The 16,574-nt window shown below is 66.3% G+C and carries 15 protein-coding genes; 3 read left to right on the top strand and 12 right to left on the bottom strand.

The window, feature by feature from the left end:
• The first annotated feature begins 50 nt into the window (after positions 1-50).
• A complete protein-coding gene (locus C3Y92_RS17080) occupies positions 51-1,580 on the top strand; it encodes an O-antigen ligase family protein (RefSeq protein ID WP_235669522.1) in 1,530 nt (509 codons plus the stop codon).
• Positions 1,581-1,712: 132 nt separating this feature from the next.
• Positions 1,713-2,846 carry an aminotransferase class V-fold PLP-dependent enzyme gene (locus C3Y92_RS17075; protein ID WP_129354599.1) on the top strand — a complete coding sequence of 378 codons (1,134 nt, stop codon included), beginning with the start codon at positions 1,713-1,715 and terminating at the stop codon, positions 2,844-2,846.
• Positions 2,847-2,920: 74 nt separating this feature from the next.
• Here C3Y92_RS17075 and C3Y92_RS17070 read toward each other — a convergent pair whose 3' ends face one another.
• The 9 genes from C3Y92_RS17070 to C3Y92_RS17030 form a co-directional block, all read right to left on the bottom strand.
• Positions 2,921-3,421: a DUF1499 domain-containing protein gene (locus C3Y92_RS17070; protein ID WP_129354597.1), complete on the bottom strand. Its 501-nt coding sequence runs from the start codon at positions 3,419-3,421 to the stop codon at positions 2,921-2,923.
• On the bottom strand, positions 3,418-4,638 hold the full coding sequence (locus C3Y92_RS17065) for a GGDEF domain-containing protein (RefSeq protein ID WP_129354595.1): 1,221 nt from the start codon (positions 4,636-4,638) through the stop codon (positions 3,418-3,420). Before C3Y92_RS17065 ends, C3Y92_RS17070 begins: the two co-directional genes overlap by 4 nt.
• A gap of 73 nt (positions 4,639-4,711) precedes the next feature.
• Positions 4,712-5,536, bottom strand: a complete 825-nt coding sequence (aroE, locus tag C3Y92_RS17060; RefSeq protein ID WP_129354593.1) for a shikimate dehydrogenase — start codon at positions 5,534-5,536, stop codon at positions 4,712-4,714.
• Positions 5,537-5,784: 248 nt separating this feature from the next.
• A complete protein-coding gene (locus C3Y92_RS17055; protein ID WP_129354591.1) occupies positions 5,785-6,333 on the bottom strand; it encodes a 2-oxoacid:acceptor oxidoreductase family protein in 549 nt (182 codons plus the stop codon).
• Between the two features lie 2 nt (positions 6,334-6,335).
• Positions 6,336-7,088 (bottom strand): thiamine pyrophosphate-dependent enzyme, encoded by a 753-nt coding sequence (locus C3Y92_RS17050; protein WP_129354589.1) that lies wholly within the window; start codon positions 7,086-7,088, stop codon positions 6,336-6,338.
• A gap of 1 nt (position 7,089) precedes the next feature.
• The gene (locus C3Y92_RS17045) at positions 7,090-8,151 is read right to left on the bottom strand and encodes a 3-methyl-2-oxobutanoate dehydrogenase subunit VorB (protein ID WP_129354587.1); all 1,062 of its coding nucleotides are present in this window, start codon (positions 8,149-8,151) and stop codon (positions 7,090-7,092) included.
• A complete protein-coding gene (locus C3Y92_RS17040) occupies positions 8,151-8,390 on the bottom strand; it encodes a 4Fe-4S dicluster domain-containing protein (RefSeq protein ID WP_129354585.1) in 240 nt (79 codons plus the stop codon). Before C3Y92_RS17040 ends, C3Y92_RS17045 begins: the two co-directional genes overlap by 1 nt.
• A gap of 93 nt (positions 8,391-8,483) precedes the next feature.
• The gene (gene queA / locus C3Y92_RS17035; protein ID WP_129354583.1) at positions 8,484-9,596 is read right to left on the bottom strand and encodes a tRNA preQ1(34) S-adenosylmethionine ribosyltransferase-isomerase QueA; all 1,113 of its coding nucleotides are present in this window, start codon (positions 9,594-9,596) and stop codon (positions 8,484-8,486) included.
• Positions 9,597-9,684: 88 nt separating this feature from the next.
• Entirely contained in the window at positions 9,685-10,611 is a 927-nt protein-coding gene (locus tag C3Y92_RS17030) for a DHH family phosphoesterase (RefSeq protein ID WP_129354581.1), read from the bottom strand.
• A 141-nt stretch (positions 10,612-10,752) separates the two neighbouring features.
• Between C3Y92_RS17030 and C3Y92_RS17025 the strand changes: the two genes are divergently transcribed.
• Positions 10,753-11,958, top strand: coding sequence for a hypothetical protein (locus tag C3Y92_RS17025; RefSeq protein ID WP_129354579.1), 1,206 nt, complete (start codon positions 10,753-10,755; stop codon positions 11,956-11,958).
• 236 nt (positions 11,959-12,194) lie between these two features.
• On the opposite strand, the gene C3Y92_RS17020 is transcribed toward C3Y92_RS17025, so the two are convergent.
• The 3 genes from C3Y92_RS17020 to secA form a co-directional block, all read right to left on the bottom strand.
• Positions 12,195-12,983: an OmpA/MotB family protein gene (locus C3Y92_RS17020; protein WP_129354577.1), complete on the bottom strand. Its 789-nt coding sequence runs from the start codon at positions 12,981-12,983 to the stop codon at positions 12,195-12,197.
• Positions 12,970-13,824, bottom strand: coding sequence for a flagellar motor stator protein MotA (motA, locus tag C3Y92_RS17015; protein ID WP_129354575.1), 855 nt, complete (start codon positions 13,822-13,824; stop codon positions 12,970-12,972). The genes C3Y92_RS17020 and motA overlap by 14 nt, the downstream gene beginning before the upstream one ends.
• 178 nt (positions 13,825-14,002) lie before the next feature.
• Entirely contained in the window at positions 14,003-16,519 is a 2,517-nt protein-coding gene (gene secA, locus C3Y92_RS17010) for a preprotein translocase subunit SecA (protein ID WP_129354573.1), read from the bottom strand.
• Positions 16,520-16,574 lie beyond the last annotated feature (55 nt).

Here is a 16,574-nt window from a genome sequence, read left to right as displayed (position 1 = left end):
AGCAGGTCCTTCCGGCGTTTCCGGCCCGAACCGGCCAGACCGGATAACCCTTGAACGACCACATCGCCCCGCGCGCCCCGGCCGCGCCCCGCTATGCCGCCGCCGTCGCCGCCGTTCTGGCCGGCGGGGGGCTGGCCGCCGTGGTCCTGGCCGCCTCGGGCCTGTCCTGGTGGGCGGCCCTGGCCGGGGCCGCAAGCCTCGCCCTTTTGGTCGCCTGTCTGGCCAGCCCTTTTTTCGGCCTGTGCGCCACCGCCTTTTGCCTCATCCTGGCCTCGCCAAACATCTACGGCCTGGTCGTCAATACCCTGCAACTTCACCTCTATCCCTACGTCTTTCCACTGGTTTTCACGTTTCTCGGAATGCTCGCCCGGTCCGCCCAGGGCCGGCTGTCGCTACGGCCGCGTTCGGCCTTCCTGCCCGTGCTGCTGCTGGTCTTCGCGGCCGAGGCCGCAAGTCTCCTGTGGACGCCGCACTTGGCTTGGGGGCTGGCCAACATGGCGCGTCTGGCCACGAATCTGCTCCTTTACTGGACCGTCATGGTTTTGGTCGACACGCCGCGCCGCCTGGACATCCTCTTTAAGACCCTGTTCGCCAGCGCCGTCATGACCGCCGCCGGCGTGCTCGGGGCCCTGGAGTGGGAATACGTCCTGCACGTGCCCCTGGACCGTCAGCTGCGGCTCATGTTCGAGATCTATTTCTACACCACCCGGGCCGGCGGCATCGAATCCTGGAACCAGAGCGCCGGATTCTTAAGCGTGGCCAGCATCATCGCCGCCGGCTACGCCGTGCTGGCCCGGACCAGGGCCCGGCGCGCGGGCTGGGGGCTGGCCGCCATGTTCTATTTCTGCATGATGCTGCTACCGGCCAGCCGGGGGGCGCTTCTCGGCTTTTGCGGCGCGGTTGTGCTGCTCATTTTGGCCCTGCCGGCCACCAGACGCCTGTTTTTGCGCAAAACCACGCTGTTTGTCGTCCTGGTCATCGTCGGCATGCTCGTCACCACCCCCGGCTACATCGACCGGATGCTCGTGGGCTTCGGCTACACGGGCGAGTTGCTGTTCAGCAAAAAGAAGTCCTCGTCCTCCAGCGACTCCGACGCCACAGGCATCTCGACGCGCTATAAAATCTGGCGCGAGGGCTTCAAACGTGTGGGCGAAAGCGGCGTGACCATCCTCGGCGGCCTGGGCACGGGCGGCTTCATGTACCGGATCAAGGTCTTCGAGGTGCACAACGTCTACCTCGCCTTCTACTACGACATGGGTTTGGCCGGCATTTTCCTGCTCTTTTTCCTGGGCTTCATTTTCATCCGGCGTACGTTTCCCATCGCCATGGCCTATCTTGCCCGTCTGGCCCGTCCGCCGAATTCGCCCGATCCGGCCAGCGGGGACTTCGTCCTGGTCATGTTTTTCGCCGTGCTGACTGCCTTTATGGCCGAGGTCGCCATCCATGGTTTGGTGGACTACGACCTCACGTCCTTTGTCTCGCGCTACGCTTTTTTCTACCTGGCTCTCTACGACGTCGTCCTGGGGCTGGCCGAGGCCCGGCCGGCCGTCCTCCTCGACGCCGGGGCGGCGAAGGCGTAGGAGGGGGCGCGCCGGCGCTTGACGCCGCACGACATACACGGGCGACGATAAACCGCCCACCCCCCAACCCCCAATAAGGGAGGGGCCGGGAGGGAGTAACCCCCTCCCGGCCGCCGGAGGCCTCTTTTCCTCATGAACGACAATCACCCCCTCAACTGGCGCGACGAGTTCGCGGTGACGGCGGACACGGTGTTTTTCAACCACGCAGCCATCTCGCCCTTGCCCCGCCGGGCCTGTCTGGCCGGCGACGAGATTTACGCCGAGCGCTGGCGGCGGGCGTCCAAGGACTACATGCGCTGGATGGGGCTGGTGGACGACGCCAGAGAGCGAGCGGCCTGGCTGCTCGGAACCGCACCCGAGCGGGTGGCCTTTACCGGCAACACCTCCTGCGGCCTGTCCTTGGTGGCGGCGGGTCTGGACTGGAAGCCCGGCGACAAGGTGGCCGTGGCCTGGCCGGATTTTCCCTCGGTGCGCTTTCCCTTCGACAATCTGGCCCGGCTTGGCGTGGAACTCGTCGAGCTGCCCAAGCACGACGGCGTCCTGGATATGGATGCGGCGGCAAAGCTTGTGCCGGGCTGCCGGCTGGCCGTGGCCTCCACGGTCGATTGGCTGACCGGCGCGGCCCTGCCCACGGCGGATTTCGTGAAGCTGTGCCACGAGGCCGGGGCGTTGTGCTGTCTGGACGCCATCCAGAGCCTGGGGGCCATGGCCTTTGACGCGACGGCGCTGGGGGTCGATTTCGTGGCCGCCGGCTGCCATAAGTGGCAGTTCGGCCCCATGGGGCTGGGCATTTTTTATGTTTCGCCCGAGGCTGACGCGGCCCTGGCCACGACGCTTGCCGGCTGGCGCAGCGTGCGCGACGCCGAGCAGCTCTCCGAGGCCTTTGTGCTCAAGGACGGGGCCGGCCGGTTCGAGCCGGGCACCCAGGACATCGCCGCCATCGCCGCTTACGGCGAGGCGTTGTCGCTTTTGGAAGAGGTCGGCATGGAGACCGTGGCGAAAAACATCTTCGGCGTCACGCGCTGCCTGGCCGAGGGGCTGGCCGAGCGGGGCCGCAAGGTCGTCTCGCCGCGCACAGGTGGGCGGCATTCCGGCATCGTGTCCTTCGAGCATCCCGATCCGGCCGGCCTTTTCGCCCATCTCGACGCCCGGGGCGTGGCCTGTTCGCCGCGCGGCGGCCGCATCCGCCTGTCGCCCCATTTCTACAATGACGCCACGGATGTGGCCCGGTTTTTCACCATCCTCGACGCGTTCGACCAGGGCTGAACTTCCCGGCCAAAAACGCCAAAAGGGGCGCGACCATGACGGTCGCGCCCCTTTTACGTTGAGACGGCCAGGGGCTACAGCCCGGCGTCCCTGAACAGCTGCTCCAGCCGGCGGCGGTTGACGCCAAGGTCGCTTTTGCCCACTCGGGAGGCGCTGCGGGCCTGGAGCAGGCCGGCGGCCGGGTCGTAGAGCAGCTCCACGTCGTCCACGAAGCCAAAGCGCGACGACTTGGCCGTGGCGTGGATGTAGCGCTCGGAAACGTCCACCAGGGTCATCCCGGGCGTCTGGCGCAGCGCTTCGGCCAGGGCCGGGATGGGGTTGGCCGGGCAGGGGCGCGGGGCGATGTAGTGAAGGGGATCGTTTTTGCGGGCGGTGGTGGACACCCAGTTGGGATTTTGCCCGTCGGCCCGAAGCGGGCCGCCCGTGGGCGAGACCAGCGGCGGCATCTTGCGGCTGGCGGCCCCCAGCCAAATGAAAACCGCCACGCCAACGACGATGGCGACCAAAAGCGCCACCGCCGCCACCTGGCCCACGGACTCGAAAAAGCGCACCAGCGCGCGCAGCGTGTCCATCATGCCAAAGCCTCCCCGCTTTCGTTGTCCGCGACCAGTCCCCCAGACCAGGCGATACGGTCGCGTCCCGCCTCCTTGGCGGCATACAGGTATTCGTCGGCCTTCGCCAGCAGGCTGTCCAACCGCAGCGTGCCGTCGGCCAGGCCGAAGCTGGCCGTGACGCGCAGGCCGCCGGGCCGGGAGGCAGCCACGGCCCGGCGCAACTGGCGGGCCACGGCCAAGGCCTCGCCGGCGTTCAGTCCCGGCAGCAGCACGCCGAACTCCTCGCCGCCCAGCCGGCCGATGACGTCGCCCTCCCGCAAGGTCGCCCGCAGATGCCGGGCCGCCTCGCGCAAGGCCAGATCACCGGCCTGATGGCCGTGGACGTCGTTGATCCGCTTGAAATGGTCGAGGTCCAGCATGATCAAGCTGGCCCGGCCGCCCTGGGCCTCAAGGTCTTCCAGCACGGCCTGGGCCTGTTCCAGAAAATGGCGGCGGTTGGACAGCCCGGTCAGGGCATCGGTTTGCGCCTGCTGCCGCAAGGCGTCGCGGGCTTCCCGCAGTTCCGCCTCGACCCGGCTTGAGGTCATGGACAGCACGCAAAAGGTCAAAAAGGCAAAAATCCACATGCTGGCAAGCAACAGCAGCTTGACGATGGCGTCCGGGCCGCCGACCTGGCAATCCGTCGCGTTTACGGCCTGGAAGGCGCGCACGGCAAAGGCCACGGCGACGGAGAAGAAAATCGCCGAATAAATGCCCTGCATGGAATAGGTTTTCCAGCGCCGCACAAGATACGGTTCCAGGGCGATGCGGCTGTAGAGCAGGGCGCTAAACGCCGAAAAAATGACCACCCGGCGGCAGGTGTTGAAATCCACGTAGACGTAATAGAGGATGGCCAGCTCGGCCAGCACGGCCAAGGCGACGTTGGTCAGAAACCTTGGCCGCGACGGCGTGATGCCGCCGTACATGGCGATGCCGTGATACCAGCAGACCGCCTGCAAATACAGCAGGCCGTTGCTGAGGGCCAGGGACAGATGGTCGCCCAGGACCCGGTAAAAAACCAGGTAGACGCCCAGACTCCAGAACAGCTGGCCCAGGACCAGGGAGGCAAAGCCGGGATAGGTCTTGCGAAAGAAATAGGTGTAGAACATCACCATGGTCAGCGAAAAATAGAGCACCGCCGCCATGAGGATCATGGTTTTGGCGTCAAGGGCGGCCAGGGCCTCTACAATCTGTTCCATGGAAATCTTTCCGCTTCCCGTCGCGACACAGGGGCGGCTTTGGTGAAACCGCCGCGCCTTTGGGCGACGCCGGTCACGTCCGGGGCGCGGCCTGCCCGTAGAGCGTCTTGAGCAAAAGCGCGCGCAGCTCGTCGTCGGGCAGCAGCCGGCCGGTCCAGAGGCGAAACTGCTCCACGGCCTGATAGAGAAACATTTCCAGGCCCGGCACGACGGTTCCGCCGGCCGCTGCCGCGTCGGCGGCCAGCCGGGTTTCGTACGGGTTGTAGACCAGATCGAAGGCCACCACGCCGGGCGCAATCGCCTGGGCCGGGTAGGGGGAGACGCCCTCGAACCGGCCGGCCATGCCCATGGGCGTGGCGTTGGTCAAAAAATCCGCGCCAAACGCGCCGCGCTCGTCCCAGGGCACGGCCAGGACGCCGAATTCCCGGGCCAGGGCCTGGGCTTGTTCGAACCGTCGGGCCGTGACGCCGACCACGCCGGAGTCCAGGCGCGTGAGCCCCAGCACGGCCGCCCGGGCCGCGCCGCCGGCCCCGAGCACCAGGGCCCGCCGGGGCGCGATGCCGCGCATGACCAGGGGCCGGCAAAATCCCTCGACGTCGGTGTTGTCGCCGATAAGCCGGCCGTCGCGCCAATAGAGCGTGTTGACCGCGCCCGCCGCCTGTCCCAACTCGCTGACCTCGTCCACGAAGGCCATGACCGCCGTCTTATGGGGGATGGTGACGCTGGCCCCGGCGATGGGCGTTTGGCGCAGGCGCTCCATGAAGGCCGGCAGAGCCTCGGGCGGGGTCGGCCAGGCCTCGTAGCGGGCGTCCAGGCCGTAACGTGAAATCCCCCAGTTGTGCACCAAGGGGCTTAGCGTATGGCCCAGGGGGTGGCCGATGATGCCGAAAAGCTGCATATCCGTGCCCTTGCCTGCGGCAGAAAGAAAATCAGGGAACCACTTAAACGTCGCTTCGGGCCTCTGGCCCGGGAACCCTTTCCCGCGAAGCCTTCCTCAGCAGCGGGGCAACGGCGTTCCCATCCAAACGCCACGTCAAAAGCAACAACGAAAAGCCCCCTTAAACCCCCTTTCAGGGAGGGTCCGGGAGGGGCTTAGCCCCTCCCGGCCGCCGGAGGCATCTTCTCTTCTTTCTTCTTATCTTCCCTCTACCCCTTGGCCGCGTTCGCGCCAGCGCGCAGGGCTTCGGCGTTTTGGGGGATGAGGTGGCTGTAGTGCTTGGCGATGACGTGGGAGAGGCTTTCCTCGACCACGGACAGCGGCAGCACGCCGGTGGCTTCGATAAACGCCCCAAGGGCCACCATGTTGGCCATGCGGGTGTTGCCGAGGCCATCGGCGATTTCGTTGCAGGCCACAGGCACCAGGCGCACGCGCGAGGCGTCGGCCAGGGCGGGGTCCACCAGCGAGGAGTTGACGACGAGCACGCCGCCGTCCACCAACTGGGGCTGGAACTTGTCCAGGGACGGCCGGTTCATGATGATGAGGCTTTTGGGGCTTCTGATGATGGGCGAACCGATGGCGTCGTCGGAGACGACGACGGTGCAGTTGGCCGTGCCGCCGCGCATTTCCGGTCCGTAGACCGGGATGTAGGTGACGTTTAAGCCATGTTCCATACCGGCGTAGGCGAGCAAGTTGCCGATGAGCATGACGCCCTGGCCGCCGAAGCCGGCGATGATCACGTCTTGGTAGAGGCTCACGGCTATTCCTCCTTGGCCGCGTCCTTGAAGACGCCGAGCGGGAATTCAGGGATCATTTCCTTGCCCACGCGCTCGTTGGCGGCAACCGACGACATGCGCCAGTTGGTGGGGCAGGTGGCCAGGACCTCGACGAAGCCGAAGCCTTCGCCCTTGATCTGGGTCTCGAAGGCGCGGCGGATGGCGCGCTTGGTCTGGGCGATGTTTTTGATCGTGTTGACGGCGGTGCGGGCGCAGTAGGCCACGCCGCCCAAGGTTGCGATGATTTCGGACATGTGGATGGGGCCGCCTTCGCGTTCCAGGCACCGGCCTCCCGGGCAGGTGGTGGTTTTCTGGCCCACCATGGTGGTGGGGGCCATCTGGCCGCCGGTCATGCCGTAGACGGTGTTGTTGACGAAGATGACGGAGATGCGTTCGCCCCGGTTGGCGGCGTGCATGATCTCGGCCATGCCGATGGAGGCCAGGTCGCCGTCGCCCTGGTAGGTGAAGACGAAGGCGTCGGTGCGGGCGCGTTTGACGCCGGTGGCCACGGCCGGGGCGCGGCCGTGGGGAGCCTCGACGGTATCGACGAGGATGTAGTTGTAGAGAAAGACCGAGCAGCCAATGGAGCTGACGGCGATGGTTTTTTCCACCAGGCCGTATCCTTCCAGGCATTCGGCCACGATGCGGTGGACGACGCCGTGCTGGCAGCCGGGGCAGTAGTGGGTGGCCACGTCGGCCAGCACTTCCGGGCGCGTGAAAACAAGCTGTTCCGACATGTTAGGCCCCCTTCACAGCGGCGCGCACGGGCGCGTCGAAGTCTTCGGGCGTGGGCATGTTGCCGGGCAGGAAACCGAAGAATTCGGAGTCGGCCAGGCCGCGCACGGCCAGACGCACGTCGTCGACCATCTGGCCGAGGTTGTGCTCGATGGTAAGAAAGCGCTTGCCCTGCCCGGCCAGGTCGCGAAGGGCGGCCTCGGGGAAGGGGAAGAGCGTTACGGGACGCAGCAGGCCCACCTTGAGTCCCTCGGCGCGCAGGGCGCGCACCGTGGATTTGACGATGCGGCCGATGGAGCCGTAGGCCACCACGACCAGTTCGGCGTCGGCGGTCTCGAAGGCTTCGTAGCGCACTTCGGCGGCCATGGCGGCGTACTTGTCGCGCAGGCGGATGTTCTGGCCGGCCAGGGCCCCGTCTTCGAGGAAGAGCGACTTGAGGATGCGCGGGGCGCGCTGCCCGCGGCCGGTGAGCTTCCAATCCCCGCCCTCGGCCGGATCGATGGGCAGGGCCTCGCGCCTTGCCACCGGCTCCTTCATCTGGCCGACGATGGCGTCGCCCAAAATGAGCACGGGATTGCGGTACTTGAAGGCCAGATCGAAGGCCTCGAAGGTCAGGTCGTAGCACTCCTGGCAGGAGCCGGGGGCCAGGACCAGGGTGCGGTAGTCGCCATGGCCGCCGCCCTTGACCGACTGGAAGTAGTCGCCCTGGGACGGGCCGATGTCGCCCAGGCCCGGACCGCCCCGGTTCATGTTGACGACCACGCCGGGCAGATCCGAGCCGGCCATGTAGGAGATGGCTTCCTGCATGAGCGAGACGCCGGGGCTCGACGAGGTGGTCATGGCCCGCACGCCGCAGGCGGCCGCGCCGAGCAGCATGTTGGCCGAGGCCACTTCCGACTCGGCCTGGACAAATTCGCCGCCGGCGGCCGGCATGGCCGAGGACAGCATTTCCGGGATGTCGTTTTGGGGGGTGATGGGGTAGCCGAAGTAGCAGCGGCAGCCGGCGTCCAGCGCGCCATGGGCGATGGCTTCATTGCCCTTGATGAAGATGCGTTTGGCCGACATCAGTCGTTCTCCTTGGCTTTGCTTTTGGCCGTGCGCCAGACGGTTATGGCCACGTCCGGGCACATCTGGGCACAGGAGGCGCAGCCCGTGCATGTGTCCATCGAGGCCTCGGGCAGTTCCGCGACCTTGTAGCCCTTGGCGTTGAAGCGCGAGGAGGCCACGATGATGGACTTGGGGCAGGCCTCGACGCAAAGCAGACAGCCCTTGCAGCGCTGCTCGTCGATGACAATCCGCGACATCTGTTTCTCCTTGGCGGGCAAGGGATCGGCGCGCGCCAACACAGGAGCGCGCCCCGGCCCGAATGTTCCAGGCGGTGGGGAGACGCCAGGCGGCTACAGGACCAACATGGCGTCGCCGTAGGAAAAAAAGCGGTAGCCGGAAGCGACGGCCTGCCCGTAGGCAGCCAGGATGGACTCTCTTCCGGCCAGGGCGGCCAGCATAATCACCAGCGATGATCCAGGCAAATGGAAATTCGTGACCATGCCGTCCACCACGGCGAAGCGGTGGCCCGGGCGGATGAAGATGTCGGTGAAGCCGGCGAAGGGGCCAAACGCCCCGGCCTCGCGCGCCGTGCCCTCCAGGGTCCGGGCGGCGGTGGTGCCCACGGCGATGACCGGCCGGCCTTGGGCCTTGGCCTGGGACACGGCCTGGGCCGCCTCGGGCGACACCTCGATCCATTCCTTGTGCATGGCGTGGTCGCGCAGGTCCTCCACGCGAACGGGCGAGAACGTGCCCAGGCCGACGTGGCAGGTGACGGCGGTGAGCCCAAAGCCGCGCCCGGCCAGGCGCGCCAGGAGCGCCTCGGTGAAGTGCAAGCCGGCGGTGGGCGCGGCGGCGCTGCCGAGCTTGTCGTCGCGGGCGTAGACGGTCTGGTAGGTTTCGCGGTCGGCCGCGTCGTCGGCCCGGCGGATGTAAGGGGGCAGGGGCACGTGGCCGATGCGCGTGAGGATCGCCGGCAGCGCGCCGCGCCAGGACAGCGTCACCTCGGTATGGCCAAAGGCCCCGCGCGAGACGGCGGTGACGGCCAGGTCGGGCGCGAAGTCGATGCGGTCGCCGGGCCGGGGCGGCCGGGAGACGCGCAGCAGCCCCGAAGCCGGGGCGCTGGTCCAGCCGGTGGCCGGATCGGTTTGCGGCGTCAGCAGCGCCACGGGGGTGAGGAGCAAAAATTCGGCCGCGCCGCCGGTGGGGCGTTTGCCGAGGAGCCGCACCGGGGCGACCTTGGTGTTGTTGACGACGAGCAGCGCGCCCTCGGGGAGCAGGTCCGGCAGATCGGCGAACACGCGGTGGTCCAGGCTCCCGGCGGCCCGGTCCAGGACCATCAGCCGGCAGGCGTCGCGCACTTCGCACGGCCGCTCGGCGATCAGGGCGTCGGGCAGCTCGAAATGGTAGGAGGAAAGGAGATCTTCAGGAACGGGGGGGGCGTGGGGCGCTTTGGCGTCGGTCACGGGCAATCCTTGGAAAAATGGGCGGCGAGGCGAAAACGGCGGGCCGGATCGCCCGACCCGCCGTTGTGGTGGCTAAGGGCGTCGCGCCTTAAGCTTCCATGGCGACGTCGCCGTTTAGCACCGCGATGACGTCGCTGATGATCCGCTCGGCCTGTCCTTCGGGCACCTGGCAGGTGCCGACGTTGCGATGGCCGCCGCCGCCGTAGGACAGCATCAACCGGCCGATGTCCACGGGGTTGGTGCGGTCGAAAATCGACTTGCCCACGGTCAGCACCACGTTCTGCTTGGCCTTGCCCCAGATGACCTGGACGCTGACTTCGGCCTCGGGGAACAGGGCGTAGGCCGTGAACCGGTTGCCGGTATAAATCTCTTCCTGCTCGCGCAGGTCAATGAGCAAGGTCTTGCCGATCAGCCTGGAACGCTCCCGCAGCATCCCGGCGAACTGCTCCTCCTGCTCGAAGTAGCGCGTAACGCGCTCGGCCACGTCGGGATCGGCCAGAATGGCCTCCACGGACTGGGTGCGGCACAACTCCACCAGATGCATCATGAGCTGGTAATTGCTGATGCGGTAGTCGCGGTAACGGCCAAGGCCGGTGCGCGGGTCCATGAGGAAGCTCAACAGAATCCAGCCGGAGGGCTTGGCCACTTCCTCGGGCCGCAGGTCGCCGCTGTCGCAGCGGTCGACGTAGGCCAGCATCTCGTCGAAACGGGCGGGAAAACGGTCATGGCCGCCGTAGTACTCCCAGATGACCCGGGCGCAGCTCGGCAGGGGCTTGGACACGCCGGTGAATTCGATGTCGCCCAGCCGGTCGGCCTCGCTGGTGTGGTGGTCGAACCACAGCCCGCAGCCCGGGGCGTAGGGCACGTTGGCCAGAATGTCGTTTGGCCCGCATTCCACCTTGCCGTCCTGGACGTCCTTGGGATGCACGAACACCCACTCGTCCATGACGCCGGCTTCCTTGAGCAACACGGCGCAAATGAGTCCATCGAAATCCGAACGCGTCAAAAGCCGCATGTCCCCTTCCTCCTTGGCTCGCCGCCGCCCGAAGCGGCATCGTCCTGTCTAGCTCAAGGCCCGCCACGAGGCAACCGGCCAGACCCGGGCCGGCCCGATATTTCCTTTGCCAAGAAGCCGGTTTTCGGCTGTGATGCGGCCATGCCGACACCCCCGACGCCCGGCGGCCCTCCGGCCAGCCTCGAAGATCTCAAACAGCTCCTTGACCGCGCCGCCAGCGCCCGCCGCGCCGCCGCCGCCGCCATCCTGGCCGGCCGGCCCGTGCCGCCCGAGGCCATGGCCGCAATCGCCCGCTTGGCCGCCGATCTGCGCCGCTGCGCCGGTCGCGACCACGTCGCCGCCCTGGGACACAGCGAGGACGCCAGCCTGCGCCTGGACCTCGGCCTGGAAATCGAACAACTCGACAACGACGCGCTTTACCTCGAAGACGGCCGCGAAGCCCTGCGAAAACGCCTGGGCAAACGCCGTCCGGGCCTTGGCGACGCCGTGCGGCGGGGACTCAAGGCCATTGCCGGCGAAACCTTCAACACGCTCATCTGCGACGCCGACGCCCTGTTCCGCCCGGCCGGCCATCGGCTGGCCACCAGCTTCCAGCCGGCCTGGAACGCCGTGGCCGCCGGCCGCTTCGCCATGGCCCGAAGCAGTCATCCCGTGCTGTGGACCGACGCGCCCCTGCCAAGCCTGCTCGCCCGGGCCGCCCTGCCGCCCCAAACTTTCGCCTACGCCGGGTCGCTTGGCCGACAGTGGCAAACAGTAGTCGGCGACCAGGGCCAAGCCGCCTTGTCCCGGGAAAAAACCGAACTCACCCAGGCCATGGCCGAGCGCATCCAAACGCTCATGGCTTCCCCTGACCGCCTGCCCTTTCTCTGGATCGGCTCGGGCCTGCAACTGTGCCAGGGTGAAATCAGCATCGCCCGCCAGGACGCCGCCCGCTCCGTCGACGAAGACGACTCGCTCACCCTGCTAGAGCACATCCACGACGCCGTGGACGCCATCGACCCTCAGCGTCAACACTTCCGTGTCGATGACGACGGCTACGACGTCACCATCACCCCCACCTCGGCCAACCGCGACCTCTGGAACGACTTCTCGCCGGCCGAAGGGCTGCGCAACATCGACCAGGCCCTGGGCCTCGACTTGGCCAACGGCCCGCACCTCGTCTGCGCCGCCGGCTCGCCCGGCGTCGCCCTGCTGGCCGCCCTGGCCGCCCATACCCCCAACCTGCGGGCCATCCTCGTCACCGACCGCGCCGACCTCGCCGCCCGGGCCACGGATATTTGTCCGCACACCGCCATCGTCCGCCACCCCGACACCGTGGCCTCGATTTTGTCGGCAGCCGCGCCGTAAGGGAGGAGAGATGGATGAGAGGGATACAAGGCAGAAGAGCGGGCTCTGCCCGCACCCGCCGGGGGCCGACCGCCCCCCCGGACCCCCTGTATGGGCTGCGGCGGCGGAAGGAATGGCTGCGGTGGGCGGGGGCTAGTGTCGGGTCCCTTGGAAAATACGATAGTATTTTTGAGAAAAATAAATGGTTTTAGCTTGTTGACTACAAAGCGCCATATGCGCTTTTCGCGGGCGCGATACTAGGGTCCGTCCTGGGAGCGTTCGGACGGGCGCATGTCGGGGCTGGTGTAGAAGAACTCGATGCGGCGGTTGCGGGACTTGTTTTCGGCCGAGGTGGGCGGCACCAGCGGCTGGCTGTCGGCCAGCCCCACGGCGCGCAGGCGGGTGGAGGGGATGCCGGCTTTTTCGGACAGGTAACGCACGGCGGCGGCGGCCCGGGCGGCCGAGAGTTCCCATTTGGAGGGGTAGGGGCCGGAACCTTCGTCGTCGTCGGCATGGCCGCGCACGGTGAGGTTGATCTTGAAATCGCGCAGGATCTTGGCCACGCCGTCCATGATCTTGGCGGCGGCCGGGGTGATCTCGGCCGAGCCGGGCTTGAACATGACGGAGTTGTTGACCTGCATCAAAACGCCCGAGGAATCGTTGCTCACGCCCGAGTTGTTTTTGACGTTCTGGTCGGAGGTGATGAGTTCCTTGATGAGGATGGCGATTTCGTACTTGAGCTTGTTTTCCTGGGAGAGCTTGAATTCCGGGCTGCCCTTGATGGCGTCGGGGCTGATGAAAGTGGGCACTTTTTCGAGGTTTTGGGTCTTTTCCTTGGACGGCACGTTTTTATCCTGGAAGACCAGGGAGAGTTCCTGCTTGGTCTGGGGCTTGAGGGAGACGACCAGCCACAGGAGCAGGAAAAAGGCCATCATGGCCGTCACGAAGTCGGCGTAGGCCACCTTCCAGGAGCCGCCGTGGTGACCGCCGTGGTCGCCGTCGGATTCGCGGTAGATGATGACGGTCTTGCCGTCATTTTTTGCCACGAAGCGCCCCTTCCATGTCGTCCATGCTCGGCCGCACGTCCTCGGGGATGGCCCGGCGGCCCATTTCCACCGACAAAAGCGGCGAGAAGCCGGAGTTGAAGGCGGCCAGCACTTCCTTGACCACGTGCAGCATGTGCTGCTGGGCCTTGGCCTGATATTCCAGGTTGGTGGCCATGGGGCCGACGAAGCCGTAGCTCATGAGAATGCCCAGAAACGTGCCGACCAAGGCGGCGCCGATGCTGTGGCCGAGCACCTCGGGCGGCTCGTTGATCTTGCCCATGGTGAGCACGATGCCGAGCACGGCGGCCACGATGCCAAGGCCGGGCAGGGCGTCGGCGATCTTGGTGACGGCCCCGGGGGCGATCATGGCGTGGTGGTGCATGGTGGCGATGTCGGTGCGCATGAGGTCGTCGTAGCGGTGGGCGTCGATGCCTTCGGAGAGCAGGCATTTGATGTTGTCGCAGATGAAGTGGGCCACTTGCTTGTTTTTGGCGATGGCCGGGTATTTGTTCAGCGTGGCCGACTGTTCGGGCTTGGAGACGTGGGGCTCCAGGGCGACGATGCCGTCGCGGCGGGCGATATTGATGAGTTCGAACAGCAGGGTGAGCAGGTCCTGGTAATCGCCGGCCGAGGCTTCCTTGCCGGTAAAGACATGGAAGACGTGCTTGATGGTGCCGACGGCGACGGACTTGGGCGAGGAGATGAGGAAGGCTCCTACAGCCGCGCCGCCGATGATGAGGAGTTCGGTCGGCTGCCACAGCACGCCCAAGTGGCCGCCGTGAAGCGTGTAGCCGCCGAAAACGCAGGCAAAGACCAGCACTATGCCGATAATCGCGAACATGGTTTACCGTCAGGGGCGTGCGCGGGCACGCCGATTCGTCGGCAGGTGGGGACGGCCCTGCCGGTGGTGTCTGGGAATGACGCCTGGGGCGCGGTTTCCCTTGGTGTAGAAAAAACCGGCCCAACGGGCAAGGGGGGCGGACCGTTGCGCCGGTCCGTCCCCCCCTTGATGCGGCGCGTTATTTCGCGCCGTGGCACTTCTTGTATTTTTTCCCGGAGCCGCAGGGGCAGGGATCGTTGCGCCCGACCTTGGGGGCTTCGCGGCGCTTGGGTTCTTTTTTGGCGTCTTCGGCCGACTCGGCCGGGCCGGAATACTGGACGTTGGCGGTTTCGTCCTTGTGCTGGAATTCCTGTTCCTGGACTTCGGCGCGGATGCGCACCCGCGACAGCGCCCGGATGGCGGCGTCGCGCATGTTGTAGATGAGCTGCTGAAAGAGTTCGAAGCCTTCGCGCTTGTACTCCTGCTTGGGGTCTTTCTGGCCGTAGCCGCGCAGCCCGATGCCGTCGCGCAGGTGGTCCATGGAGAGCAGATGCTCCTTCCAGTGGCGGTCCAGGCTGTCGAGGAGGAAGTAGCGGGCCACTTCCTTGTAGTGCGCCCCGGCGGTCTCGGCCAGTTCGCGCTGGCGGCCGGCGACGGCTTCCAGCACGGCCTGCTTTTCGGCCTCGCCGCCGTCGGCCAGCTCGATCTTGTAGTCGAGGATGTCCTCGATCTGGGCGGCGGCGACTTCCAGCAGCTCGGGGTCGGGTTCGCCCTTGAGCGCGGCAAAGGGTGCGAAGATCTCGTCCACGATCTCTTCGAGATGCTCCTGGACGAAGGTCTCCGGCTCGGTGGAAGCCATGAGTTCCCGGCGGCGGGAGTAGATGACCTCGCGCTGTTGGTTCATGACGTTGTCGTAGTCCAGCAGCTGTTTGCGGATCTCGAAGTTGTGAGCTTCCACGCGCTTCTGGGCGTTTTCGATGGCCCGGGAGACCATGCGGTTCTCGATGGGCTCGCCGTCTTCCATGCCGAGCTTGTCCATGAGGCCTTTTAAGCGGTCGGAGCCGAAAAGGCGCATGAGGTCGTCGTCCAGGGCCAGGTAGAAGCGCGAGGAGCCGGGATCGCCCTGGCGGCCGGAACGGCCGCGCAGCTGGTTGTCGATGCGCCGGGATTCGTGGCGTTCGGTGCCCAGGATGTGCAGGCCGCCAAGGTCGGTGACGCCGGGACCCAGCACGATGTCCGTGCCGCGGCCGGCCATGTTGGTGGCGATGGTGACCTTGCCGGCATGGCCGGCCAGGGCCACGATCTCGGCTTCCTTCTCGTGGTTTTTGGCGTTGAGGACGTCGTGGGGCACGCCGGTCTTTTTGAGCATGTCCGAGAGCAGCTCGGATTTCTCGATGGAGACCGTGCCGACGAGCACCGGCTGGCCGCGCTTATGGAGGTCCTTGACGTCGGCGGCGATGGCCTCGAACTTCTCCCGCTGGGTCTTGTAGACCAGATCCGGGAAGTCCTTGCGGACCATGGGCTTGTTGGTGGGGATGGAGATGACTTCCAGCCCGTAGATTTCGCGGAATTCCACGGCCTCGGTGTCGGCGGTGCCGGTCATGCCCGAGAGCTTTTTGTACATGCGGAAGTAGTTCTGGAAGGTGATGGTGGCCAGCGTCTGGTTTTCGGCCTCCACCTGCACGAGTTCCTTGGCTTCCAGGGCCTGGTGCAGGCCGTCGGAGTAGCGCCGGCCGGGCATGAGGCGGCCGGTGAACTCGTCGACGATGATGACCTGGCCGTCTTTCACCACATAGTCCACGTCGCGCTGGAAGATGTGGTGGGCTTTCAGGGCCTGGAGCACGTGGTGCTGCAGGGTGATGTTGGCCGGATCGAACAGGTTGTCGATCTTGAGCACGTCTTCCATGCGGGCCACTCCCTCGTCGGTCAAAAGCACGGTGCGGGCCTTTTCGTCCACGGTGAAGTGGGTTTCGCGGCGCAGCATGGGGATGAGCGCGTTGACCCGGGCGTAGAGGGTCGAGGAATCCTCGGCCTGGCCGGAAATGATCAGCGGGGTGCGGGCTTCGTCGATGAGGATGGAGTCCACTTCGTCGACGATGGCGAAATTGAGCGGCCGCTGCACGAGCTGTTCCTGGTAGAACTTCATGTTGTCGCGCAGATAGTCGAAGCCGAATTCGTTGTTGGTGCCGTAGGTAATGTCCGCGCCGTAGGCGGCCTGGCGCTGCTGGTCGTCGAGTCCGTGGATAATGACCCCGACGCTAAGCCCCAGGAACCCGTAGAGCTTGCCCATCCAGGCGGCGTCGCGGCGGGCCAGGTAGTCGTTGACCGTGATGAGGTGCACGCCCTTGCCGGACAGGGCGTTTAGGACCACGGGCAGGGTGGCGACCAGGGTTTTGCCTTCGCCGGTCTTCATCTCGGCGATCTTGCCCTGGTGCAGGGTGATGCCGCCAACGAGCTGGACGTCGTAGTGGCGCATGCCAAGGGAGCGCACCGAGGCTTCGCGCACGATGGCGAAGGTTTCGGGTAGCACGTCGTCGAGGGGGCGGCCGTCGGCCACCTCCTGGCGCAGCTCGGCCACCCGGGCGCGCATGGCGTCGTCGGACAGGGCCTGGATTTGCGGCTCGAAGGCGTTGATGGCCTCGATCAGCGGGCGCAGGCTCTTCAGATAGCGCTCGTTGCGCGACCCGAAGACCTTGTGGGCAATGGCTCTCAGCATGAAGGGACTCCTTATGGATGCGGGGCGGTGGGAAAAGGCCCCGAAAAATGGTCGA

It is taken from the genome of Solidesulfovibrio carbinolicus (genome assembly GCF_004135975.1).
In the GTDB taxonomy this organism is placed as follows: Bacteria; Desulfobacterota; Desulfovibrionia; order Desulfovibrionales; family Desulfovibrionaceae; genus Solidesulfovibrio; species Solidesulfovibrio carbinolicus.
Note: the sequence above shows the minus strand (reverse complement) of the source record. Positions and strands in the feature narration are given on the sequence as shown.

Excerpts from the sequence above, each read along its gene's own strand:
- C3Y92_RS17075 (WP_129354599.1), top strand. The coding sequence starts at position 1,713 with ATGAACGACAATCACCCCCTCAACTGGCGCGACGAGTTCGCGGTGACG.
- C3Y92_RS17070 (WP_129354597.1), bottom strand. The coding sequence starts at position 3,421 with ATGATGGACACGCTGCGCGCGCTGGTGCGCTTTTTCGAGTCCGTGGGC.
- C3Y92_RS17065 (WP_129354595.1), bottom strand. The coding sequence starts at position 4,638 with ATGGAACAGATTGTAGAGGCCCTGGCCGCCCTTGACGCCAAAACCATG.
- aroE (WP_129354593.1), bottom strand. The coding sequence starts at position 5,536 with ATGCAGCTTTTCGGCATCATCGGCCACCCCCTGGGCCATACGCTAAGC.
- C3Y92_RS17050 (WP_129354589.1), bottom strand. The coding sequence starts at position 7,088 with ATGTCGGAACAGCTTGTTTTCACGCGCCCGGAAGTGCTGGCCGACGTG.
- C3Y92_RS17045 (WP_129354587.1), bottom strand. The coding sequence starts at position 8,151 with ATGTCGGCCAAACGCATCTTCATCAAGGGCAATGAAGCCATCGCCCAT.
- C3Y92_RS17040 (WP_129354585.1), bottom strand. The coding sequence starts at position 8,390 with ATGTCGCGGATTGTCATCGACGAGCAGCGCTGCAAGGGCTGTCTGCTT.
- C3Y92_RS17030 (WP_129354581.1), bottom strand. The coding sequence starts at position 10,611 with ATGCGGCTTTTGACGCGTTCGGATTTCGATGGACTCATTTGCGCCGTG.
- C3Y92_RS17025 (WP_129354579.1), top strand. The coding sequence starts at position 10,753 with ATGCCGACACCCCCGACGCCCGGCGGCCCTCCGGCCAGCCTCGAAGAT.
- motA (WP_129354575.1), bottom strand. The coding sequence starts at position 13,824 with ATGTTCGCGATTATCGGCATAGTGCTGGTCTTTGCCTGCGTTTTCGGC.
- secA (WP_129354573.1), bottom strand. The coding sequence starts at position 16,519 with ATGCTGAGAGCCATTGCCCACAAGGTCTTCGGGTCGCGCAACGAGCGC.